A 20587-nucleotide genomic window follows, 5' to 3' on the forward strand; every position below is an offset into this window, starting at 1 on the left:
ACGCAGATCGCGTAGCCCTATGCCATGCTTGTCAGATCTCAACCATTTCGAAGTCTTCCTTGCGCGCACCGCACTCAGGACAGGTCCAGTTCATCGGCACATCGGCCCAGGCCGTGCCTGCCGCGATGCCGTCTTCCGGTACACCAACCGCTTCGTCATAGATCCACCCACAAATCAGGCACATCCAAGTTTTCGTGTTCATCGGAGCTTAAAGTCCTTGTTCATTAAATGCAACGAGTGTATCTATGCGTATCTCACTGGCAGACCGTAAACGTCGCGCCTATGCCACCATCCAGGGGATTTCGCTAGGCGTATGACCATCTACTTACATCCAGACGAGAACGCCCGCAAACCGGGCAATCTTAACGACCCCTCGCAGGACGACGAGGCGCTGAGCGAACGCGACCTGAATCCCCCCTGCGTGCTGGTGTTCAATGCCAGCGATCCGAGCGGCGCGGGCGGCCTGGGCGCGGACGCGTTGGCCATGGGATCGGTGGGCGCTCACATCCTGCCGGTGGTGACGGGCGCCTACGCGCGCGACACGGCCGAGATCTTCGACCACTTCGCCTTCGAGGAAGAGGCCGTGGCCGAGCAGGCCCGCGCCATCCTGGAAGACGTCGAAGTCCAGCTGATCAAGGTCGGCTTTGCCGGCACCCCCGAGGCGCTGAGCACCATCGCCGAGACCGCCGCCGACTACCCGGACGTGCCCGTGGTGGCCTACATGCCCAACCTGTCGTGGTGGGACGAGAACCTGATCGAGGCCTATCTCGACGCTTTTCGCGACCTCGTCCTGCCCCAGACCACGGTGTTGGTTGGAAACCACAGCACCCTGTGGCGCTGGCTGCTGCCCGACTGGAGCGGCGAGCGCCCGCCCGGCGCGCGCGACATCGCCAAGGCCGCCGGCGAGTTCGGCGTGCCCTACACCCTGGTCACCGGCATGGTCTTGCCCGACCAGTTCATCGACAACGTGCTGGCCTCGCCGCAGTCGGTGCTGGCCAGCGAAAAGTACGAACGGCTCGAAGCCGTCTTCGCCGGCGCCGGCGACACGCTCTCGGCCGCGCTCGCCGCCCTGCTCGCCAGCGGCACCGACCTCGTGGCCGCCACGACCGAAGCGCTCGCTTACATGGACCGCTGCCTCGACGCGGGCTTTCGCCCCGGCATGGGCCACGTGCTGCCCGACCGCCTGTTCTGGGCCGAGCCCGAGGACGACGAAGACGATGACGACGCGCCCGACACCCCTCCCGATTTCGCTTTACCCCCGCACGACACGCGACACTGATGACTGACCAGAACGACATTCTTTTCGAGCGCGCCCGCGCCGTGATCCCCGGCGGCGTGAACTCGCCCGTGCGCGCCTTCAAGGCCGTCGGCGGCACGCCCCGTTTCATCCAGCGCGCGCAAGGCGCCTATTTCTGGGACGCCAACGACAAGCGCTACATCGACTACATCGGCTCCTGGGGTCCGATGATCCTGGGCCACGGCCACCCCGCCGTGGTCGAGGCGGTGCAGAAGGCCGTGCTCGAAGGCTTCTCGTACGGCGCGCCGACCGAGCGCGAGATCGAGCTGGCCGAAGCCATCCTGGCCCTGGTGCCGTCGATGGAGATGGTGCGCCTCGTGAGCTCGGGCACCGAAGCCGCCATGAGCGCGCTGCGCCTGGCGCGCGGCGCCACCGGCCGCAAGACCATCGTCAAGTTCGAAGGCTGCTACCACGGCCACGCCGACGCGCTGCTGGTGAAGGCCGGCTCGGGCCTGGCCACCTTCGGCAACCCGACCTCGGCCGGCGTGCCGCCCGAGGTGGTGCAGCACACGCTGGTGCTCGAGTACAACAACCTGCAGCAGCTCGAGGAAGCCTTCGCGCTGCACGGCCAGGACATCGCCTGCCTGATGATCGAGGCGATCGCCGGCAACATGAACTTCGTGCGCGCCACGCCCGCCTTCGCCAAGCGCTGCCGCGAGCTGTGCACGCAGCACGGCGCGCTGCTGATCTTCGACGAGGTGATGACCGGCTTCCGTGTCGGCCTGCACGGTGCGCAAGGCGTGCTGGGCATCACGCCCGACCTCACGGTGCTCGGCAAGGTGATCGGCGGCGGCATGCCGCTGGCGGCCTTCGGCGGCCCGCGCGCCATCATGGAGCAGCTCGCGCCGCTGGGCCCGGTCTACCAGGCCGGCACGCTGTCGGGCAACCCGGTGGCCACCGCCTGCGGCCTGGCCACGTTGAAGGAAATCTCGAAGCCCGGCTTCTACGAAGCGCTGGCCAAGAAGACCCGCACGCTGGTCGACGGCCTGAAGGCCGCCGCGGCCGCCGAGGGCCAGCCCTTCAACGCCGACAGCGAAGGCGGCATGTTCGGCTTCTTCCTGATGAACGAGCTGCCGCAGAACTACGCGACGGTGATGACCACCGACAACACGCAGTTCAATGCGCTGTTCCACGGCCTGCTCGACCGCGGCGTGTACATCGCGCCGGCACTCTATGAAGCAGGCTTCGTGAGCGCCGCGCACAGCGAGGACGACATCGCGGCCACCATCGAGGCGGCGCGCGACATCTTCCGCAAGCGCTGACGCGCGCCCTCCCCGCTCAGGCGGGGTCGACCGCCGCCACCGGCCCGGCCTCGGCTTCGAGCACCTCGGCCGCGGCCAGGCACAGGTCTTCGCGGAAGCGGTCGCTCACGAGTTGCACGCCCGTGGGCAGCCCGTGGCGCAGCCCCATCGGCACCGACAACCCCGGCAAGCCCAGGATCGCGGTGGACAGCAGCGGGCTCTGCGCATCCAGAATCTCCCGCATCGCGGCGCTGCCGCGCTGGTCGGCGTCGACCGGGAACGGATGGCGCCACGACACCGGCATCAACAGCAGCGGATGGCGCTGCAGGAACAGCGCCCATTCGCGCATCAGCCCAGTGCGCGCGGCCAGGGCACGCATGTAGCTCACCGTGTCGAACTGCGGCGCGTGCGCATCCATGGCGCGGTAGGCCTGGCGGATGGTGTCGTCGCCGTCGCGCATGAGCGCCTCTTCCACCAACAGCCGGCTGTCGGCCATCGTCAATGACAGCCAGAGGTCGGCCGTCTCGCGCAGGCGCGGCGGCTGCGCAGGCTCGACGCGGTAGCCGGCACTCTCCAGGCGGCGCGCGGCGCGCTGCAACGCGTCAGCCACTTCGGGGTCGCAGGCGTAGCCGGGCAGCTCGGTGCACAACGCCACGCTGACGGGACTGCCCGACGTGGCCGACTCCAGCGGCGCGGGCGCCCACCACGGGTCGCGCACATCGCGCTGCGCCATCGCGGCAAAGGCCAGCCGCAGGTCGCGCACGCTGCGCGCCAGCGGCCCCTGTACCGACGTGAGCTGGACCACCATCGGCCGCTCGCCCGCGCCCGAGGGGTTGAAGGCCGGCACGCGCCCGAAGCTCGGGCGCAGGCCGTACACGCCGCAGGCGTAGGCCGGGTAGCGGATCGATCCGCCCTGGTCGTTGCCGTGCGCGATGGCGCCGATGCCCACTGCCACCGCCGCCGCCGCGCCTCCGCTCGAACCGCCCGGCGTGACGTCGGCGTTGTACGGATTCAACGTGCGCCCGTGGGCCGCGTTGTCGGTGAACCAGCGCATCGAGAACGCGGGCGTGTTGGTGCGGCCGACCACGATCGCGCCGGCGCGCTGCAGGTTCGCCACCACGGGGCTGTCGTCCGTGGCCACGACGCTGCGGTAAGCCTCCACGCCGTTGGTGGTGGCGTGCCCACGCTGGTCGACGTTGACCTTGATCGTGACCGGCACGCCGTGCAGCGGTCCGGTCGCTTCGCCGTTCGCCAGTGCCGCGTCGGCCTGCGCCGCCGCGCCCAGCGCCTCGTCGGCGCAGCCGTCGACCACCGCGTTCACCCGCGGGTTGACGGCCTCCAGCCGCGCCAGGCTGCTGCGCACCGCCTCGACGCACGAGACCTCGCGCGCCTTGATGCGCTGCGCCAGGTCGGCGGCTTCCAGTTGCCAGAGTTGCATGCGTTGTCTCCTTGAGAAAAATGAAATCGATCGATCGATCGGTCGGACGTGCGTCAGTCGCCCTTGACGCCCGCGCGCCGCACGGCGTCGGCCCAGCGCGGCTTCTCGCGCTTCATCAGCGCGCTGAGTTCCTCGGGGCTCGAGGGCAGCGCCTCGATCGACAGCGCGGCGTTGGCGCGCACCACGGCCGGGTCGGCGAGCGCGGCGCGCAACGCGGTGTTGAGCCGGTCGACCGTCTTGCGCGGCGTGCCCGCCGGCGCCATCAGCGCGCCCCAGGCCACCACCTCGAAACCGGGCACGCCGCTCTCGGCCACCGTCGCCACCTCGGGCAGCACGCCGGCGCGCTTCGCGCTGGTCACGGCAATCGCCTTGACCCGGCCCTGCTGGATGAACGGCAGCACCGCCGAGATGTTCTCGATGGTCACGTCGAGCTGGCCGTTGACCATGTCGCCGACCGCCTGGGTGCCGGTCTTGTAGGGCACCTGCACCATCGTCAGCCCGGTCTCGGCCTTCAGCAGTTCGCCGGTCAGGTGGCCCGCGCTGCCGATGCCGGGCGAGCCGACCGAGAGCTTGCCCGGGTGCTCGCGGCCATAGGCGACCAGCTCTCGCAGGTTGCGCACCGGCAGGTCCTTGCGCACGATCAGCACGTAGGCGTTGCTCGAGATCAGGCCGACCGGCACCAGGTCTTTCTCGGGTGCGTAGGGCAGCTTCGAGAAGAAGGCCGGGTTGATGCTCAGCGTGACGAGGTTGCCGTAGCCGACCGTGTAGCCGTCCGGCGCGGAGGTGGCCAGCGCCTGCGTGCCGACGATGCCGCCGGCGCTGGGGCGGTTGTCCACCGCCAGGGCCTGGCCCAGTTCGCGCCCCATGGCGTCGGCCACCGGCCGCACCGCGACGTCCACGCCCGACCCGGCGGCGTAGGGCACGATGAATTTCAACGGGCGCTCGGGAAACTGGGCCGAGGCGCCCAGGGCAACAGCGGCCAGTCCGGCCAGGACAGTGCGGCGGGTCCACGCGAATGACAGTGCAGGCACGAAGGTATCTCCTGTGAGAGTCCCGCCGCTCACCATGAGACGACCGGTGCGCAAAGTCTAGAAATCGGCCGCGCGCCGGAAAAGACAATCGCTTGTCGCGATGACAACCTGCGTTTGTCTGGGGATCACCCGGTGGCACCGGGCGGCAGAATGCGCCGCATGAAGGACCACCAGCTCAAGGCCTGGCTGCGGCTGGCCGACACCGGCAGCATCCGCGCCGCCGCGCGCAGCCTGCACCTGAGCCAGGCCGCCGTGACCAAGGCGATCCGCGAACTCGAGGCCGAGGTCGACGCTCAACTGGTGCTGCGCAGCTCGCGCGGCATCGAGTTCACCGAGTGCGGCCGCCAGCTCACCGTGCGCGCGCGGCTCGCACACCAGCAGCTCGAACTCGCGCGCCAGGACATCCGCATCCTGCAGGGCAGCCAGCACGGGCGCGTGGCCGTGGCGGTGACGCCGATGGTGTTCCTGGGCGTGCTGCCCGAGGTGGTGCGCGCGTTTCGCAAGGCGATGCCGCATGCGCAGCTCAAGCTCTTCGACGGCCTGATCCCCCAGGTGCTGCCGCTGCTGCGCGAAGGCACGATCGACTTCGCGGTGGCGGGCCCGGTGGCCGCGGCGCTCGACGCCGACTTCGCGTTCGAGCGGCTCGACATGATCGAGATGGCGGTGCTCTGCCGGCGCGGCCATCCGCTGAACCGCGCCACCCGATGGGAAGAAGTGGCGGGCGCCGAATGGCTGATGCACCTGGCGCCCGGCAGCCAGCACACCTTTTTGCTGGAGCAGTACGCCGCGCAGGGCCTGCCGCTGCCGGAGCACCGCATCGAGGTGGCGTCGTTCGGCGTGAGCTGGGGCCTGCTGACCCGCAGCGACGCGCTGATGGTCGGGCCGGCCGGCATGCTCACGATGCCGCCGTATGCCGACCTGGTGGAGCGCGTGCCGCTCGCGATGCCGGTGCCGCCGCTGGAACTGGGCATCGTCTCGCCGCGCGGCAAGCCGCTGTCGCTGGCGGCGCTGCGGCTGGCCGAGCTGTTTCGCAAGTACCTGGCGCGGCCCGCCTGAGCGATGTCATCGTTTTCGTGATCGCCGCGTGTATATTGCGCCGGCGTTCGCGGGGCCGTGCCCACGCACGCAGACCCAAGGGAAGCCGTCATCGCAGCCACCATCGAAGCCGCGAGACAGACCAATTTCAGGATGCCCCGCCCATGACCCCCTTGCGCATGCTGCCGCTGCTGAGTGTCCTTCTTTTGCCGGGCCTCGCGCTGGCGCAGTCCTTCGAGCCGAAGAACATCTGGGTCAACCCCGGCTTCTACTCGGCCCACTTCGACAGCGGCAAGGGCCTGGAAAACGCCAACCCGGGCCTGGGCTTCGAGTACCCGCTGAACGACACCTACCGCGTCACGGCCGGCACCTTCCACAACAGCAACCGGCGGCAGTCGCACTACGTCGGCCTGTACATCCTGCCCTTCGAGTTCTACGGCGTGAAGTTCGGCGCGGTGGTGGGCGGCTTCGACGGCTACCCCGACTACCGCAACGGCAACTGGTTCCCCGCCATCATTCCGACCGCCGCCATCGAGGGCAAGAACTGGGGCCTGAACATCGCCTACGTGCCGACGATCAGGAACCGGCTGTACGGCGCGATCAGCTTCCAGCTGAAGTACCGCTTCGGCACGCACGAGTAACGGCAACAAAAAAGCCAGGGCCGCGTGAGCGACCCTGGCCTTGTTCGGGCAGGCCCCGCAGGGCCGCAGGCTCAGTGCCGGAAGTGGCGCACGCCCGAGAACACCATCACCACGCCGCGCTCGTCGGCCGCGTCGATCACTTCCTGGTCGCGCATCGAGCCGCCCGGCTGGATGACGCAGCCCGCGCCCGCGTCCACCACCACATCGAGGCCGTCGCGGAACGGGAAGAAGGCGTCGCTCGCCACCGCCGTGTCCTTGAGCGACAGGCCCGCATGCTCGGCCTTGATGCTGGCGATGCGCGCGGAGTCGAGGCGGCTCATCTGGCCGGCGCCCACGCCCATCGTCATGCCGTCGGCGCAGAACACGATCGCGTTGCTCTTGACGTACTTCGCGACCTTCCAGGCGAACAGCAGGTCTTGCAGCTGCTGCGGCGTGGGCTGCTTCTTGCTGACCACCTTGAGGTCGGCCAGGGCCAGCTCGTGGTTGTCGGCGGTCTGGATCAGGAGGCCCGAGCCGACGCGCTTGACGTCCATCGCGTTGCGGCCGTTGTCCCAGTCGGTGGCGCCACCCTGGGGCAGTGCGATCTCGAGCACGCGCACATTGAGCTTGGCCTTGGTGGCCTGGAACACTTCGAGTGCCTCGGGCGTGTAGCCCGGCGCCATCAGCACTTCGACGAACTGCTTGTTGACGGCCTGCGCAGTGGCCAGGTCGACCGGACGGTTGAAGGCAATGATGCCGCCGAAGGCCGAGGTCGGATCGGTCTTGAAGGCCTTGCTGTAGGCCTCGAGCGCGTCGGCGCCCACGGCCACGCCGCAGGGGTTGGCGTGCTTCACGATCACGCAGGCGGGCACGTCGAAGCTCTTCACGCATTCCCACGCCGCATCGGCGTCGGCGATGTTGTTGTAGCTGAGCTCCTTGCCCTGCAGCTGCTTGGCCGACACGAGCGAACCGGGCGCCGGGTACAGGTCGCGGTAGAACGCGGCCTGCTGGTGCGGGTTCTCGCCGTAGCGCAGGTCCTGCACCTTCACGAAGCGGCCGTTGCTCTGCGCGGGGAACAGCGAGCGCGTGGGCGCAGGCTGGCCGATGCTGGCGTCGAAGTCGATGGCCGAGAGGTAGTCGCTGATCGCGCCGTCGTAGTCGGCGATGCGGTTGAACGCGGCCACCGAGAACGCGAACTTGGTCTTGTCGCTGAGCTTGCCGTCGGCCTGGAGCTCGGCCAGCGCCACGGCGTACTGCGAGGCGTCGGTGAGCACGCCCACGTCCTTCCAGTTCTTGGCCGCGCTGCGCACCATGGCCGGGCCGCCGATGTCGATGTTCTCGATGGCGTCCTCAAGCGTGCAGCCGGGCTTGGCCACGGTGGCTTCGAACGGGTACAGGTTGACCACCAGCAGGTCGATGGTGTCGATGCCGTGCTCTTTGATGGCGGCGACGTGCGCGGGCAGGTCGCGGCGCGCCAGCAGGCCGCCGTGGATCTTCGGGTGCAGCGTCTTCACGCGGCCGTCGAGCATTTCGGGAAAGCCGGTGTGGTCGGCGACCTCGGTCACCGGCAGGCCGGCGTCGGCCAGCAGCTTGGCGGTGCCGCCGGTGGACAGCAGCTTGACGCCCAGGCCATGCAGGGCCTGCGCGAATTCAAGGATGCCGGTCTTGTCGGAAACGGAAAGGAGTGCGGTCTGAGCCATGGGATATGCCGTGGAGTTATTTCAAAAGTTTGTGCTCGACCAATTTCTTGCGGAGCGTGTTGCGGTTCAGGCCCAGCCATTGGGCGGCCCGGGACTGGTTGCCTTCGGCGCGCGTCATGACGACGTCGAGCAGGGGTTTCTCGACCACGCGCACGAGCATCTCGTACATGCCGTCGGGTTCGGTGCCCCGCAGATCGCGAAAGTAGCTGTCCAGACTGCTGCGAACGCAGTCCTCGATGTGTTTCTTGCTCATTGCTTGCTTCTTCTCTTTTTGTCTTCGCTCAATCGACGGCGCAGGCCGTCTCCTCTTCTCCCGCCGGCTCCTCGTCTGCCGTCGGGGCGGGCATGCGGTCCATGCGGTCCGCAAGCCCCTGGAAATAGTCGTCGACCGCGCGCAGCTGGCCGGCGCAGTCTTCGATGGCGTTCATCCGTGCGCGGAACGCCTCGCCGTCGGGCAGCGCGCGCACATACCAGCCGATGTGCTTGCGCGCCGTGCGCACGCCGCTGAATTCGCCGTACAGCGCGTAGTGCTCCACCAGGTGGTCGAGCAGCAGCCGGCGCACCTCCGCCACCAGCGGCGGCGCCAGGTGGGTGCCGGTGTCCAGGAAGTGCGCGATCTCCCGGAAGATCCACGGCCGGCCCTGCGCGGCGCGGCCGATCATCACGGCGTCGGCGCCCGTGGCCGCGAGCACGTCGCGCGCCTTCTCGGGCGAACGGATGTCGCCGTTGGCCACCACCGGCACGCGCACCGCGGCCTTCACGGCGGCGATGGTGTCGTACTCGGCGTGGCCCTTGTAGCCCTGCTCGCGCGTGCGCCCGTGCACCGTGAGCATCTGCACGCCGGCCGATTCGAAGTCGCGTGCGAGCTTCACCGCGTTGCGGTGGTCTTCGCTCCAGCCGGTGCGCATCTTGAGCGTGACCGGCACGTTGAAGGGTTGCGCCGCGTCGACCACGGCCTGCACGATTTCCAGCGCCAGCGGCTCGTCGCGCATGAGCGCCGAGCCGGCCCACTTGTTGCAGACCTTCTTGGCCGGGCAGCCCATGTTGATGTCGATGATCTGCGCGCCGCGCTCGATGTTGTAGACCGCGGCCTCGGCCATCATGGCTGCGTCGGTGCCGGCAATCTGCACCGCAATGGGGCCCGGCTCGCCGTCGTGGTTGGCGCGCCGCGAGGTCTTCAGCGTGTTCCAGAGTTCCTTGCGCGAGGTGACCATCTCGCTGACCGCATAGCCCGCGCCGAGTTCGCGGCACAGCATGCGGAAGGGCCGGTCCGTCACGCCGGCCATGGGCGCGACGAACAGCCGGTTTTCCAGCGTGTGGGTGCCGATCTGCAAGGTCATGGGAAGGAGTGCTGTGCGGGTCGGCTGCTGAAAAATGAGGCACGATTGTAGCCACGTGGCATTTCAGCGACTGAAACGATTTACGCCTTTTTGCGCTTGCGACACAGGCGTAAACACCAGTATTTCGCGGGGCCTTCTCCCACGCGCTTGCGACGTGAGCGCTGCCTATACTTCGCCGACCTTATGCAAGCCTGGCTCGACGCACTCCTGGCGCTCCTCGCGCTCCCCCAGTACGGACTTTCGACGCTGTTCATCGCGGCCTTCGTGTCGGCCACGCTGCTGCCGGTGGGCTCCGAACCGATCTTGTTCGGCCTGCTGAAACTCAACCCCGAGATGTTCTGGCAGGCCATCGCCGTGGCCACCGTGGGCAACACGCTGGGCGGCGCGGTCGACTGGTGGATGGGCTACGGCGCGCACAAGGTGGCCGACAAGTACTCGCACTCGAAACACCACCTGCGCGTGCTCGGCTGGCTCGAGCGGCTGGGCCCGAAGGCCTGCCTGCTGAGCTGGCTGCCGATCGTGGGCGACCCGCTGTGCGCGGTCGCCGGCTGGCTCAAGCTGCCGTTCTGGCCCTGCGTGGGCTACATGGCGATCGGCAAGTTCCTGCGTTATGTGACGATGACCTACGCGCTCCTTTACGTCTTCCCGTCATGAAGCGCGCGTTCGAAAAAACTCAGCTCAGCAGTTCGTAGGGGCCGCCGCGCTCCAGCGCGCGCTTATAGGCCGGGCGCGTATGGATGCGCTCCAGGTAGGCCATGAGCTTGGGCCGCCGCGCATCGAGCCCGCCGCGCGCCTGCGAGGCTTCGACCACGAAACTCATCTGGATGTCGGCGCCCGTGAATTCATTGCCCGCGAACCACTCGCTGCGGCCAAGTTCGGCCTCCATGAAATTCAGATGGCCTGTGATGTTCGGATGAATGAAGGCCGACTTCGCCTTCGCCGCGATGGCCTTGGCGATCGGCTTGGCGAAGAAGGGCATCTTGCTCGTCTCGATGCGGTCGAACACCAGCTTGAGCAGCAGCGGCGACATCGCCGTGCCTTCGGCGAAGTGCAGCCAGTAGCGGTAGCGCAAAGCCTCGGGCGAACCCGGCGCGGGCGCGAGCCGGCCCTGGCCGTAGCGTTCGATGAGCGACTCGATGATCGCGCCCGATTCCGCCAGCGTCGCGCCGTCGTCGGTCGTCACCACCGGCGACTTGCCCAGCGGATGCACGGCCTTCAGCGAAGCGGGCGCCAACATGGTCTTGGGATCGCGCTGGTAGTGGACGATCTCGTAGGGCAGCTCGAGCTCTTCGAGCAGCCAGAGCACACGTTGCGAGCGCGAGTTGTTCAGGTGATGGACGGTGAGCATGATGGCGAATGAAGGCCTTCCGGCGGAGGATGCAGCGGGCGCGCAGTCTAACCAACGCACGCGGGTTCCGGGCGCCCGCTGCGACAGCGTGACCGCCTACGGCAAACCGTGGACCGGCTTCCTACACTGACCCGGATGGCTCCTCACTTCACGCGGCGCCGCCGCACCTCGCTACTCATCACCGGACTCTGGCTCGGCCTTGCGGCCTGCCAGGCCTGGGCACTCACGCCCGAGGAGGTGTTCCGCAAGGTCGCGCCCGCCGTCTGGACCGTGAAAGGCGAGCGCGGCAACAACCAGACCGCCATCGGCAGCGCGGTGGCTGTGACCCCGGGCGCGCTGGCCACGGCCTGCCACGTGGTCGACGGCGCCGTCGCCGTCACCGCGGTGCAGGGCCCGACCACGCTGCGCATCGCCCGCATCGTGCGCGACCCCGATCCGTCGCGCGACCTGTGCGTGCTCACGAGCGAAACGCCGCTGCAGCTGCCCGCCGTGCAGATCGTCCCCGCCGCCGAGTTGCGCGTCGGCCAGCGCGTGTTCGCCGTCGGCAGCCCGCATGGCCTCGAACGCACGCTGAGCGAGGGCCTGATCTCGGCGCTGCGTCCGCGCGCGCCCGGGCAACTGCCGATCGTGCAGACCTCGGCGCCCGTGTCTTCAGGCTCCAGCGGCGGCGGGTTGTTCGACACCGAGGGCCGGCTGGTCGGCGTGACCGACAGCGTGGCGCCCGGCGGCGCGAACCTTGGCTTTGCCTATCCGGCGCAATGGGTGATGGAACTGCCGCAGCGCGTGACCACGGAGCTGGCGACATGGCGCGATTTGCTGAAAAGCACCGGCGTGGTGTTCGGCCCCAACGGGGAACCCGCGCCGTCCGGCCACGCCGAGCTGTCGGACCTGCAGGCCCTGCCACCCATCGGCGCCGACCCGACACCGGTGCACAACGCCTACCGCCAGTTCCTGCTGCAGGCCCGGCCCCGCATCTTCCTGATCACGAGCGACCAGAAATTCGGCACCGCCACCAACTCGGCCGCGCTGACCGAGCATCTCAAAGGCTGCACCGAACGCAAGGTGACGTGTGCGGCCTATGCGGTGGACGACACGGTGGTGTGGGGCAAGCAGAAAACCAACTGATCGACGAGGCAAGCGACAGCGAAGCCCCTTCGCGAAACACCGAGGATCCGGCTTCGCCGGGCCTCAGGTGTTGCCCCCGGTAGGGGGTTGGCGTAGCGACACGAAGTGCGCGCAGCCTGGGGGCGAGCTCAATTACGAACTGAACAGGAAGTTCATCACGTCGCCATCCTTGACGACGTATTCCTTGCCTTCCGACCGCATCTTCCCCGCGTCCTTCGCGCCCTGCTCGCCCTTGAAGGCGATGTAGTCGTCGAACGCGATGGTCTGGGCGCGGATGTAGCCCTTCTCGAAGTCGCCGTGGATCACGCCGGCAGCTTGGGGGCCGGTGTCGCCGATGTGGATGGTCCAGGCGCGCACTTCCTTCACGCCGGCGGTGAAGTAGGTCTGCAGGCCCAGCAGCTTGAAGGCGGCGCGGATCAGGCGGTTCAGGCCCGGTTCTTCCTGGCCGATTTCGGCGAGGAACATCTTCTTGTCTTCGTCGTCCATCTCGGCAAGGTCGGCTTCGATCTTGGCGCAGATGGCGACCACGGGCGCGCCCTGCTTGGCGGCGTACTCGCGCAGGCGGTCCAGGTAGGGGTTGTTCTCGAAGCCGTCTTCCGACACGTTGCCCACGAACATGGCGGGCTTGGCGGTGATGAGCGTGAAGCTCTTCACCAGCGGCATCTCTTCCTTGGTGAACTCGAGCGCGCGCACGGGCGTGTTCTCGTTCAGCGCGGCCTGGCAGCGTTCGAGCAGGCCGACGAGCTTCTGCGCGTCCTTGTCGCCCGATCGGGCCACCTTGGTGTGGCGGTGCAGCGCCTTCTCGACCGTGGCCAGGTCGGCCAGGCAGAGTTCGGTCTGGATCACCTCGATGTCGGAGATCGGGTCGACCTTGCCGGCCACGTGGATCACGTTCTCGTCGTCGAAGCAGCGCACCACGTTGACGGTGGCGTCGGTCTCGCGGATGTGCGCCAGGAACTTGTTGCCCAGGCCTTCACCGGTGCTGGCACCGGCCACCAGGCCGGCGATGTCGACGAACTCGACGATGGCGGGCACCACGCGCTCGGGCTTGACGATCTCGCTCAGCTGGTCGAGCCGCGGATCGGGCACTTCCACCACGCCCACGTTGGGCTCGATGGTGCAGAACGGATAGTTTTCCGCTGCGATGCCGGCCTTGGTCAACGCATTGAAAAGGGTGGATTTACCGACGTTGGGCAGGCCGACGATGCCGCATTGCAAACTCATGGGAGGTCCTCTTGGGTAACCCCCGATTTTAGGCTGACCGGGTTCTCCCCCTGGCCAGGCTCCCTTCCCGCCACGCCGGCGCGCCCTTTTTCCAAGGCGCTCGACTCCGCCCGAAAGCCCTCTGGCAGCGGCTTCGAGGGCTGAAAGGCTCAGGGTTTGACCCGACTGGCAAACGTTTGCGCAAACGTTTCCCTCGATTAACATCGGGGCCCCCGGCACAGACCGGCGTTCCGCTCTGACCCCTCATTTCAGGAGACATCCACCATGAAGTTCACCCGCCGTACCCTGCAAAGCGCTGCCGCATTGACCTTGCTGGGCGCCATCGCCGGAACGCCCGCCTTCGCGCAGGACAAGCCGAAGGTCGCGCTGGTCATGAAGTCGCTGGCCAACGAGTTCTTCCGCACCATGGAAGACGGCGCCAAGGCGCACCAGAAGGCCAACGCCGCGCAGTACACGCTGGTGGCCAACGGCATCAAGGACGAGACCGACACCGCCGCCCAGATCAAGATGGTCGAGCAGATGGTGGCGCAGAAGATCAACGCGCTGGTCATCGCGCCCGCCGATTCGAAGGCGCTGGTGCCGGTGATCAAGGCGGCCATCGACAAGGGCATCCTGGTCGTGAACATCGACAACCGGCTGGACGCCGACGCCCTGAAGGAAAAGGGCATCCAGGTGCCCTTCGTCGGCCCCGACAACCGCGCCGGCGCCAAGCTGGTGGGCGATGCGCTGGCCAAGGAGCTGAAGTCGGGCGACAAGGTCGGCATCATCGAAGGCGTGTCGACCACCTTCAATGCACAGCAGCGCACGCTGGGCTATCAGGACGCCATGAAGGCCGGCGGCATGACCGTGGTCGGCGTGCAGTCGGGCCAGTGGGAAATCGACAAGGGCAACACCGTGGCCGCCGGCATGATGCGCGAGCACCCCGACCTGAAGGCCCTGCTGGCCGGCAACGACAGCATGGCGCTGGGCGCCGTCGCCGCCGTCAAGGCCGCGGGCAAGACCGGCAAGGTGCTGGTGGTGGGCTACGACAACATCGGCGCCATCAAGCCGATGCTGAAGGACGGCCGCGTGCTCGCCACCGCCGACCAGTTCGCCGCCAAGCAGGCCGTGTTCGGCATCGAGACCGCGCTGAAGGCCATCGCCGACAAGAAGAAGCAATCGGAAATGCCGGCCGAAGTGAAGACCGACGTGGTGCTGGTCACCAAGTCGTCCAAGTAAGCCGCTCCGCTCCCCCTAAAAAGAAGAAGACCTCGTTTTGACTGCCGCACCCGACGCCGCCATGAATCCGCCCTTACCCACCGCCGTGCTCGCCCTGAGCACGGTCGGCAAGGACTACGCGGCGCCGGTGCTCGACGACGTCTCCCTCGAGCTGCGCGCCGGCGAGGTGCTGGCGCTCACGGGCGAGAACGGCGCGGGCAAGAGCACGCTGTCGAAGATCGTCTGCGGGCTGGTGCAGCCCACGCGCGGCGGCATGCTGCTCGATGGCCAGCCCTTCGCGCCAGCCTCGCGCCGCGATGCCGAGCGCCTGGGCGTGCGCATGGTCATGCAGGAACTCGGCCTCGTCACCACGCTGTCGGTGGCCGAGAACCTGCTGCTCGACCGCCTGCCGCACAAGAGCGGCTGGATCCGCCGCGCCACGCTGTACGAGCTGGCCGAGCGCCAGCTCGCCAAGATCGGCCTGGACGGCATCGACCCGGCCACGCCGGTGGCGCGGCTGGGCATCGGCCAGCAGCAGATGGTGGAAATTGCGCGCAACCTGCAGGACGACACGCGCGTGCTGGTGCTCGACGAGCCCACCGCCATGCTCACGCCGCGCGAAACCGCCCACCTGTTCGAGCAGATCGAACTGCTGAAGCTGCGCGGCGTGGCGATCGTCTACGTGTCGCACCGCCTCGAAGAATTGCAGCGCATCGCCGACCGCGTGGCGGTGCTGCGCGACGGCAAGCTGGTCGACGTGCGCGCCATGGCCGGCGTGCGCGAATCCGAACTGGTGCAGCGCATGGTCGGGCGCGCGGTGCACGAGCACGAAGGCCGCGCGCGCCGCGTGGCGGGCCCGGTCCTGCTGAGCGCGCGCGGCATCGGCCGGGCGCAGGTGGTGCGCGACGTCGATCTCGAACTGCGCGCGGGCGAAGTCATGGGCCTGGCCGGCCTGGTCGGCTCGGGCCGCACCGAGCTCGTGCGGCTGCTGTTCGGCGCCGACCGCGCCGACCGCGGCGAGGTCGTGCTGCACGACGGCACCCCGGCCGCGCAGCCCGTGCGGCATGCGCGCAAGGGCTGGCGCTCGCCGATGCAGGCCATCCGCGCGGGCATCGGCCTCGTCACCGAAGACCGCAAGTCGCAGGGCCTGCTGCTCACGCAGCCGATCCGCGTCAATGCCACGCTGAGCGACCTCGGCGCGATCTCGCATGCCGGCTGGCTGCGCCGCGCCAAGGAGCGCCAGATTGCGCGCCGGCTGGTGGAGCTGCTGCGCATCCGCTCGCGCAGCATCGAACAACCCGTATCGACGCTCAGCGGCGGCAACCAGCAGAAGGTGGTGTTCGCACGCTGGCTGCACCGCGAATGCAAGGTGCTGCTGCTGGACGAACCCACGCGCGGCGTGGACGTGGGCGCGCGCGCCGACCTGTACGCCGAACTCGACCGCATGACCGACGCCGGCAAGGCGCTCCTGATGGTGTCCAGTGACCTGCGCGAGCTGATGGCCATGTGCGACCGCATCGGCGTGATGAGCGCCGGCCGGCTGGTCGCTGTGTTCGAACGCGGCGAGTGGAGCGAACAGTCGCTGCTCGCCGCCGCCTTCAGCGACGCCACGGGCCGCGTGCCCGGCTCCCCGGCGGATTCCGCCCCTTCTTCCGCAGCCTCCGCCCCGACTTCCGCCGACGCCTGACGACCATGAACGCAGCCTCTCCCTCTTCTCCTGCTTCCGCCGCCGCCGGCAAGCCGCCGTCCGCGCTCAAGGGCCAGCTCGGCACCTACCTGGGCCTGACCGTCGTGCTGCTGGGCATGATTGCGCTCTTCGGCTCGATGAGCGAATACTTCCTCACGCGCGAGACCTTCATCTCCATCGCCAACGAAATCCCGGCGCTGGCCGTCATGGCGGTGGGCATGACCTTCGTGCTGATCATCGCGGGCATCGACCTGTCGGTGGGCTCGGTGCTCGCGCTGAGCGCGGCCGTCACGGCCGCCGCCATCCTCGAATGGAAGCTCTCGGTGCCGCTGGCCGCCCTGCTCGGTCTGGCCACCGGGCTGGTCTGCGGCACGGTGACGGGCGCGGTGTCGGTCGCGTGGCGGCTGCCGAGCTTCATCGTCTCGCTGGGCATGCTCGAAGCCGTGCGCGGCGGCGCCTACCTGGTCACCGACTCGCGCACGCAGTACGTGGGCGACGCCATCTCGGGCCTGGCCGCGCCGTGGATCGGCGGCATCTCGGCCGCCTTCGTGCTCGCCGTGGTGCTCGTCGCCGTGGGGCAGCTGGTGCTCACGCGTTCCGTGTTCGGCCGCCATGTCGTGGGCATCGGCACCAACGAGGAAGCCATGCGCCTGGCGGGCATCGACCCGCGGCCGATCCGCATCATCGTGTTCGCCGTCACGGGCCTCTTGGCCGGGCTCGCGGGCCTGATGCAGTCGGCCCGCCTCGAAGCGGCCGACCCGAACGCGGGCGTGGGCATCGAGCTGCAGGTGATCGCGGCCGTGGTCATCGGCGGCACCAGCCTCATGGGCGGGCGCGGCTCGGTGGTCAACACCTTCTTCGGCGTGCTGATCATCGCCGTGCTCGAGGCCGGCCTGGCGCAGGTGGGCGCGAGCGAACCGAGCAAGCGCATCATCACGGGCGCGGTGATCGTGGTGGCCGTCATCATCGACACCCTGCGCCAGCGCCGGGCCGATCGTCGACTGGCCTGAGCCTCCACAGGAACAAGGACAACCATGGCCACCATCAAGGACGTCGCACTCCAGGCGGGCGTTTCCGTCACCACCGTGTCGCACGTCGTCAACGACACGCGCCACGTGAGCGCCAAGGTGCGCGAGCGCGTCGAGCTTGCCATTCGCGAACTGGGCTACGTGCCCAACGCGATGGCGCGCAGCCTCAAGAGCAACACCACCTCGACGCTGGGCATGCTGATTCCCAACAGCTCGAACCCCTACTTCGCCGAGATCGTGCGCATCGTGGAAGACCGCTGCTTCGGCGCCGGCTACACGCTGGTGCTGTGCAACACCGACGACGAGCCCCGGCGCCAGAGCGTGTACCTGCAGGTGCTGGCGGAGCGCCGCATCGACGGGCTCATCGTGGTGTCGACCGGCGCCGACGAAGACGACTCGCTCGCCACCCAGCTGCGCGGCCTGCGCATTCCCACCGTGCTGGTCGACCGCGAGATCGCCGACCCCGCCTGCGACCTGGTGGAAACCGCCCACATGCAGGGCGGCCTGCTCGCGGTGCGGCACCTGCTGTCGCTGGGCCACAAGCGCATCGCCTGCATCGGCGGGCCGGTGGGCGTGACGTCGAGCGAGCAGCGCATCGAAGGCTGGCGCATGGCGCTGGCGGAGACCGGCTCGGCACCCAACGCCGACGCGCTGCTGTGGCGCGGCGGCTTCACCAGCCAGGGCGGCTACGAGGCGATGCACGCCATCCTGCGCACCGAGCAGAAGCCCTCGGCCGTGTTCGTGTGCAACGACCTGATGGCCATCGGCGCGCTGCGCGCCGCGCATGAAAGCGGCGTGCGCGTGCCCGACGAACTGTCCATCGTGGGCTTCGACGACATCGAACTGTCGGCCTACACCAGCCCGCCGCTCACCACCGTGGCCCAGCCCAAGGAGCGCATCGGCGCGCTGGCGGTCGACATGCTGCTGGAGCGCATGGGCGGCAAGCGCCGCGACGCACGCAAGGTCGTGCTGCAGCCCGAGCTGCGCGTGCGCGCCTCGACCGCGCGCCACGCGGGCTTTCGCGAAGCCGGCGTGACGCCTGCCCCTTCCACCACCGCCACACCTTCCAAGTCCCGCACCTCGTGAGCCTTCAGCCTCTTTCTTCCTCCAAGCCGCCGCGCATCGTGGTGCTCGGCAGCCTGAACATGGACATCGTGCTGCGCGTGCCGCACGCGCCGGCCGCAGGCGAAACCCTGCTGGGCCGCTCGATCGACGCCATCCCCGGCGGCAAGGGCGCCAACCAGGCCGTGAGCTGCGCGCGCGAAGGCGCGCAGGTGCAGATGATCGGCTGCGTGGGCGACGACGCGCATGGCGCGGCCCTGCGCGATGCGCTCGCGCGCGACGGCATCGACACCGCCGCGCTGCGCACCGTGGCGGGCGAACCGACCGGCACGGCGCTGATCCTCGTGGAAGACAGCGGCCAGAACCGCATCGTGATGATTCCCGGCGCCAACGCGCGCGTCGCCATCGACGAGGCCTCGCTGACGCAGCGGGTGCAGGGCGCGGCCTTCCTCGTCGCGCAGTTCGAGACCCCGATGGACCAGGTGACACGCGCCATCAATGCCGCGCACGACGCGGGCTGCGCGGTGATGCTCAACCCCTCGCCGGTGCAGGCCATCGCCGAGGCGCTCTGGCCCCGCATCGACACGCTGGTGGTCAACGAGATCGAGGCGCAGACCCTGTCGGGCCAGAACGCCGACAGCCCCGAAGAGGCAGCGCAGGCCGGCCAGGCGCTGCGCGCGCGCGGCATCGCCCGCGTGGTCGTGACGCTGGGTTCGCGCGGCGCCGTGGCCATCGACGCCGACGGCGCGCGCCACCATCCCGCGCCGAAGGTGCAGGCCGTCGACACCACCGCCGCCGGCGACACCTTCCTGGGCGCGCTTGCCGTGGCGCTAGGCGAAGGCCAATCGTTCGACGAGGCCGTGCGCCTGGGCATCCGCGCCGCCGCGCTGTGCATCCAGCAGCCCGGCGCCCAACCCTCCATTCCGCTGCGCGACGCCGTGCTGCGCAGCCCCCTGCCCCCCGACTGGATCACGCTGTGAAACGCTCTCCCCTGCTGCACGCCGAACTCTCCCACGTGATCGCCTCGATGGGCCACGGCGACATGCTGGTGATCGGCGACGCCGGCCTGCCCATTCCCGACGGCCCGCGCCGCATCGACCTGGCCGTGGCGCGGGGTGTGCCGGGGATCAGCGATGTGCTCAAGGCGGTGCTGTCGGAGATGCAGGTGGAAAGCGCACTCATGGCGCGCGAAGCGCTGGAGCACTTGCCTGCCGGCACGCTGCCCGCGTGGTGCGAAGGCCAGCTGAGCGTGGTGCCGCAGGTCATCTCGCACGAAGAACTGAAGCGCGTGAGCGCGCGCGCCAAGGCCGTGGTGCGCACGGGCGAATGCACGCCCTACGCGAACATCATCCTGGTCGCGGGCGTCGCATTCTGAATGGGCCTCGACGCCTCGGTCCGCTGCAACTGCTGGGAACGTGGCCTGACCCGGCCGACGCCCCTGGCATCGCGCATCGCCATCGACAAAGAGGGCTACCCCGCGCTGAAGGACGAGGACGACCCGGACTTCGGCGTGTTCTGGGAGTGGCTTCAGACATGCTGCGTCCACCCGAGCATGGAACAAGCCTGCGAGCACCTCGCGAACTGGTACGGCTATCGGGAGTTTCAGCACGCATTGCACCAGGCAGGCGGTGCCGAGCGCTTTCCGACGCTGTTCGACAACCTGCCAGAGGCGAATGGCGGTCTGGCACCCGCCGCCGTGGCACCGCGCATGCTCGCGGAGCTGTCGGATTTCGAACAGTCCGCGCGCTTCGGCCAACGCTTCGTGCTGTTGGACTCGACCTCGGGCGATGAACTGCGCAGTGCCTCGGCGTCGCACCAGTTTGTGCTGACGTCCGAACTGCGTCTGGGCGTCGATGCCGAGGGCTTCTTCGTCGTGTCGGGAGACGCCGACGTGCTGTTTCGCAGCAAGCGCTTCACGCAGGCCCTGCTGGCGCCTGAAGGCTCAGACCCGGTCAGGTCGGGCCCTGCGCTTTTGACTGATCTGGATTCAGGCAGGAGCTTTCGCTGCGCGCTTGCGATGCCCGGACCCGACATTGCCTGGCCCGACGGTCGCATGCAGAACGATGCGGGTCAGTGTCGCTCCAGCTACCCGACGGCGGTTCATTTCGAGATGCGCGACCGCACGAGTGCCGACTTCAACTACATCGTCGAGCCGCTTCAGGTCTTGTGCAGCGCAGCCATCGAAACGGGAAATCCGATTCGCTGGTCGTAGAG

Annotated in this window: 21 protein-coding genes; 13 read left to right on the forward strand and 8 right to left on the reverse strand. The window is 68.6% G+C overall.

All coding sequences use genetic code 11. The features are described 5' to 3' along the window. Nucleotides 1–31: 31 nt before the first annotated feature. Nucleotides 32–202 carry a rubredoxin gene (locus tag ACAM42_RS28360; RefSeq protein WP_007838397.1) on the reverse strand — a complete coding sequence of 57 codons (171 nt, stop codon included), beginning with the start codon at nt 200–202 and terminating at the stop codon, nt 32–34. Between the two features lie 111 nt (nt 203–313). On the opposite strand from ACAM42_RS28360, the gene ACAM42_RS28365 reads away from it, so the two are divergent. Both ACAM42_RS28365 and hemL read left to right on the forward strand, forming a co-directional pair. After that, on the forward strand, nt 314–1279 hold the full coding sequence (locus ACAM42_RS28365; protein WP_062479115.1) for a bifunctional hydroxymethylpyrimidine kinase/phosphomethylpyrimidine kinase: 966 nt from the start codon (nt 314–316) through the stop codon (nt 1277–1279). After that, a complete protein-coding gene (gene hemL / locus ACAM42_RS28370; RefSeq protein WP_369630143.1) occupies nt 1279–2559 on the forward strand; it encodes a glutamate-1-semialdehyde 2,1-aminomutase in 1281 nt (426 codons plus the stop codon). Before ACAM42_RS28365 ends, hemL begins: the two co-directional genes overlap by 1 nt. A 16-nt stretch (nt 2560–2575) precedes the next feature. Here the strand turns inward: hemL and ACAM42_RS28375 are convergent, their stop codons facing one another. After that, nucleotides 2576–3976: an amidase family protein gene (locus ACAM42_RS28375; RefSeq protein ID WP_369630144.1), complete on the reverse strand. Its 1401-nt coding sequence runs from the start codon at nt 3974–3976 to the stop codon at nt 2576–2578. A gap of 53 nt (nt 3977–4029) precedes the next feature. Continuing rightward, entirely contained in the window at nt 4030–5007 is a 978-nt protein-coding gene (locus ACAM42_RS28380; RefSeq protein ID WP_369630145.1) for a Bug family tripartite tricarboxylate transporter substrate binding protein, read from the reverse strand. A 159-nt stretch (nt 5008–5166) separates the two neighbouring features. Here ACAM42_RS28380 and ACAM42_RS28385 point away from each other — a divergent pair, with 159 nt between their 5' ends. Further along, nucleotides 5167–6063 (forward strand): LysR substrate-binding domain-containing protein, encoded by an 897-nt coding sequence (locus ACAM42_RS28385; RefSeq protein ID WP_062479122.1) that lies wholly within the window; start codon nt 5167–5169, stop codon nt 6061–6063. Between the two features lie 143 nt (nt 6064–6206). Beyond that, entirely contained in the window at nt 6207–6683 is a 477-nt protein-coding gene (locus ACAM42_RS28390) for a hypothetical protein (protein ID WP_369630146.1), read from the forward strand. Nucleotides 6684–6754: 71 nt separating this feature from the next. Here the strand turns inward: ACAM42_RS28390 and purH are convergent, their stop codons facing one another. Genes purH through dusB form a run of 3 tightly spaced genes read right to left on the reverse strand, consistent with a single transcriptional unit; the run spans nt 6755 to nt 9702 of the window. Continuing rightward, complete coding sequence (purH, locus tag ACAM42_RS28395; protein WP_369630147.1) at nt 6755–8362, reverse strand: bifunctional phosphoribosylaminoimidazolecarboxamide formyltransferase/IMP cyclohydrolase; 1608 nt, start codon at nt 8360–8362, stop codon at nt 6755–6757. A 16-nt stretch (nt 8363–8378) separates the two neighbouring features. Continuing rightward, nucleotides 8379–8615, reverse strand: a complete 237-nt coding sequence (locus ACAM42_RS28400) for a Fis family transcriptional regulator (protein WP_056577757.1) — start codon at nt 8613–8615, stop codon at nt 8379–8381. 28 nt (nt 8616–8643) lie between these two features. Beyond that, nucleotides 8644–9702, reverse strand: a complete 1059-nt coding sequence (gene dusB / locus ACAM42_RS28405; protein ID WP_070062764.1) for a tRNA dihydrouridine synthase DusB — start codon at nt 9700–9702, stop codon at nt 8644–8646. A gap of 183 nt (nt 9703–9885) precedes the next feature. Here dusB and ACAM42_RS28410 point away from each other — a divergent pair, with 183 nt between their 5' ends. Then, complete coding sequence (locus tag ACAM42_RS28410) at nt 9886–10356, forward strand: YqaA family protein (RefSeq protein WP_062479132.1); 471 nt, start codon at nt 9886–9888, stop codon at nt 10354–10356. A 19-nt stretch (nt 10357–10375) separates the two neighbouring features. On the opposite strand, the gene ACAM42_RS28415 is transcribed toward ACAM42_RS28410, so the two are convergent. Continuing rightward, nucleotides 10376–11050, reverse strand: a complete 675-nt coding sequence (locus tag ACAM42_RS28415) for a glutathione S-transferase (protein WP_062479135.1) — start codon at nt 11048–11050, stop codon at nt 10376–10378. 135 nt (nt 11051–11185) lie between these two features. On the opposite strand from ACAM42_RS28415, the gene ACAM42_RS28420 reads away from it, so the two are divergent. Next, entirely contained in the window at nt 11186–12175 is a 990-nt protein-coding gene (locus ACAM42_RS28420; RefSeq protein WP_369630148.1) for a trypsin-like peptidase domain-containing protein, read from the forward strand. A 132-nt stretch (nt 12176–12307) separates the two neighbouring features. On the opposite strand, the gene ychF is transcribed toward ACAM42_RS28420, so the two are convergent. Continuing rightward, nucleotides 12308–13399: a redox-regulated ATPase YchF gene (gene ychF, locus ACAM42_RS28425; RefSeq protein ID WP_095948031.1), complete on the reverse strand. Its 1092-nt coding sequence runs from the start codon at nt 13397–13399 to the stop codon at nt 12308–12310. Nucleotides 13400–13663: 264 nt separating this feature from the next. Between ychF and ACAM42_RS28430 the strand changes: the two genes are divergently transcribed. The 7 genes from ACAM42_RS28430 to ACAM42_RS28460 all read left to right on the forward strand — a co-directional run bounded on the left by ACAM42_RS28430 (nt 13664) and on the right by ACAM42_RS28460 (nt 20585). After that, a complete protein-coding gene (locus ACAM42_RS28430) occupies nt 13664–14617 on the forward strand; it encodes a sugar ABC transporter substrate-binding protein (protein ID WP_062479141.1) in 954 nt (317 codons plus the stop codon). 61 nt (nt 14618–14678) lie between these two features. Beyond that, nucleotides 14679–16283: a sugar ABC transporter ATP-binding protein gene (locus tag ACAM42_RS28435; protein WP_369630149.1), complete on the forward strand. Its 1605-nt coding sequence runs from the start codon at nt 14679–14681 to the stop codon at nt 16281–16283. A gap of 5 nt (nt 16284–16288) precedes the next feature. After that, entirely contained in the window at nt 16289–17293 is a 1005-nt protein-coding gene (locus tag ACAM42_RS28440) for an ABC transporter permease (RefSeq protein WP_369630150.1), read from the forward strand. Nucleotides 17294–17317: 24 nt separating this feature from the next. Then, nucleotides 17318–18397: a LacI family DNA-binding transcriptional regulator gene (locus tag ACAM42_RS28445; RefSeq protein ID WP_369630151.1), complete on the forward strand. Its 1080-nt coding sequence runs from the start codon at nt 17318–17320 to the stop codon at nt 18395–18397. Further along, on the forward strand, nt 18394–19353 hold the full coding sequence (gene rbsK, locus ACAM42_RS28450) for a ribokinase (RefSeq protein ID WP_369630152.1): 960 nt from the start codon (nt 18394–18396) through the stop codon (nt 19351–19353). The genes ACAM42_RS28445 and rbsK overlap by 4 nt, the downstream gene beginning before the upstream one ends. After that, nucleotides 19350–19748: a D-ribose pyranase gene (gene rbsD, locus ACAM42_RS28455; RefSeq protein ID WP_341887092.1), complete on the forward strand. Its 399-nt coding sequence runs from the start codon at nt 19350–19352 to the stop codon at nt 19746–19748. The genes rbsK and rbsD overlap by 4 nt, the downstream gene beginning before the upstream one ends. Beyond that, the gene (locus ACAM42_RS28460; protein WP_369630153.1) at nt 19749–20585 is read left to right on the forward strand and encodes a hypothetical protein; all 837 of its coding nucleotides are present in this window, start codon (nt 19749–19751) and stop codon (nt 20583–20585) included. The last annotated feature ends 2 nt before the right edge of the window (nt 20586–20587 follow it).

The sequence above is a fragment of the Variovorax sp. V35 genome (genome assembly GCF_041154465.1).
Lineage (GTDB): Bacteria > Pseudomonadota > Gammaproteobacteria > Burkholderiales > Burkholderiaceae_C > Variovorax > Variovorax boronicumulans.

What these genes read in the sequence shown, in the direction of transcription:
- ACAM42_RS28360 (WP_007838397.1), bottom strand. Translation starts at nt 202, where the DNA reads ATGAACACGAAAACTTGGATGTGCCTGATTTGTGGGTGGATCTATGAC.
- ACAM42_RS28365 (WP_062479115.1), top strand. Translation starts at nt 314, where the DNA reads ATGACCATCTACTTACATCCAGACGAGAACGCCCGCAAACCGGGCAAT.
- hemL (WP_369630143.1), top strand. Translation starts at nt 1,279, where the DNA reads ATGACTGACCAGAACGACATTCTTTTCGAGCGCGCCCGCGCCGTGATC.
- ACAM42_RS28375 (WP_369630144.1), bottom strand. Translation starts at nt 3,976, where the DNA reads ATGCAACTCTGGCAACTGGAAGCCGCCGACCTGGCGCAGCGCATCAAG.
- ACAM42_RS28385 (WP_062479122.1), top strand. Translation starts at nt 5,167, where the DNA reads ATGAAGGACCACCAGCTCAAGGCCTGGCTGCGGCTGGCCGACACCGGC.
- ACAM42_RS28390 (WP_369630146.1), top strand. Translation starts at nt 6,207, where the DNA reads ATGACCCCCTTGCGCATGCTGCCGCTGCTGAGTGTCCTTCTTTTGCCG.
- purH (WP_369630147.1), bottom strand. Translation starts at nt 8,362, where the DNA reads ATGGCTCAGACCGCACTCCTTTCCGTTTCCGACAAGACCGGCATCCTT.
- ACAM42_RS28400 (WP_056577757.1), bottom strand. Translation starts at nt 8,615, where the DNA reads ATGAGCAAGAAACACATCGAGGACTGCGTTCGCAGCAGTCTGGACAGC.
- dusB (WP_070062764.1), bottom strand. Translation starts at nt 9,702, where the DNA reads ATGACCTTGCAGATCGGCACCCACACGCTGGAAAACCGGCTGTTCGTC.
- ACAM42_RS28410 (WP_062479132.1), top strand. Translation starts at nt 9,886, where the DNA reads ATGCAAGCCTGGCTCGACGCACTCCTGGCGCTCCTCGCGCTCCCCCAG.
- ACAM42_RS28415 (WP_062479135.1), bottom strand. Translation starts at nt 11,050, where the DNA reads ATGCTCACCGTCCATCACCTGAACAACTCGCGCTCGCAACGTGTGCTC.
- ACAM42_RS28420 (WP_369630148.1), top strand. Translation starts at nt 11,186, where the DNA reads ATGGCTCCTCACTTCACGCGGCGCCGCCGCACCTCGCTACTCATCACC.
- ychF (WP_095948031.1), bottom strand. Translation starts at nt 13,399, where the DNA reads ATGAGTTTGCAATGCGGCATCGTCGGCCTGCCCAACGTCGGTAAATCC.
- ACAM42_RS28430 (WP_062479141.1), top strand. Translation starts at nt 13,664, where the DNA reads ATGAAGTTCACCCGCCGTACCCTGCAAAGCGCTGCCGCATTGACCTTG.
- ACAM42_RS28435 (WP_369630149.1), top strand. Translation starts at nt 14,679, where the DNA reads ATGAATCCGCCCTTACCCACCGCCGTGCTCGCCCTGAGCACGGTCGGC.
- ACAM42_RS28440 (WP_369630150.1), top strand. Translation starts at nt 16,289, where the DNA reads ATGAACGCAGCCTCTCCCTCTTCTCCTGCTTCCGCCGCCGCCGGCAAG.
- ACAM42_RS28445 (WP_369630151.1), top strand. Translation starts at nt 17,318, where the DNA reads ATGGCCACCATCAAGGACGTCGCACTCCAGGCGGGCGTTTCCGTCACC.
- ACAM42_RS28460 (WP_369630153.1), top strand. Translation starts at nt 19,749, where the DNA reads ATGGGCCTCGACGCCTCGGTCCGCTGCAACTGCTGGGAACGTGGCCTG.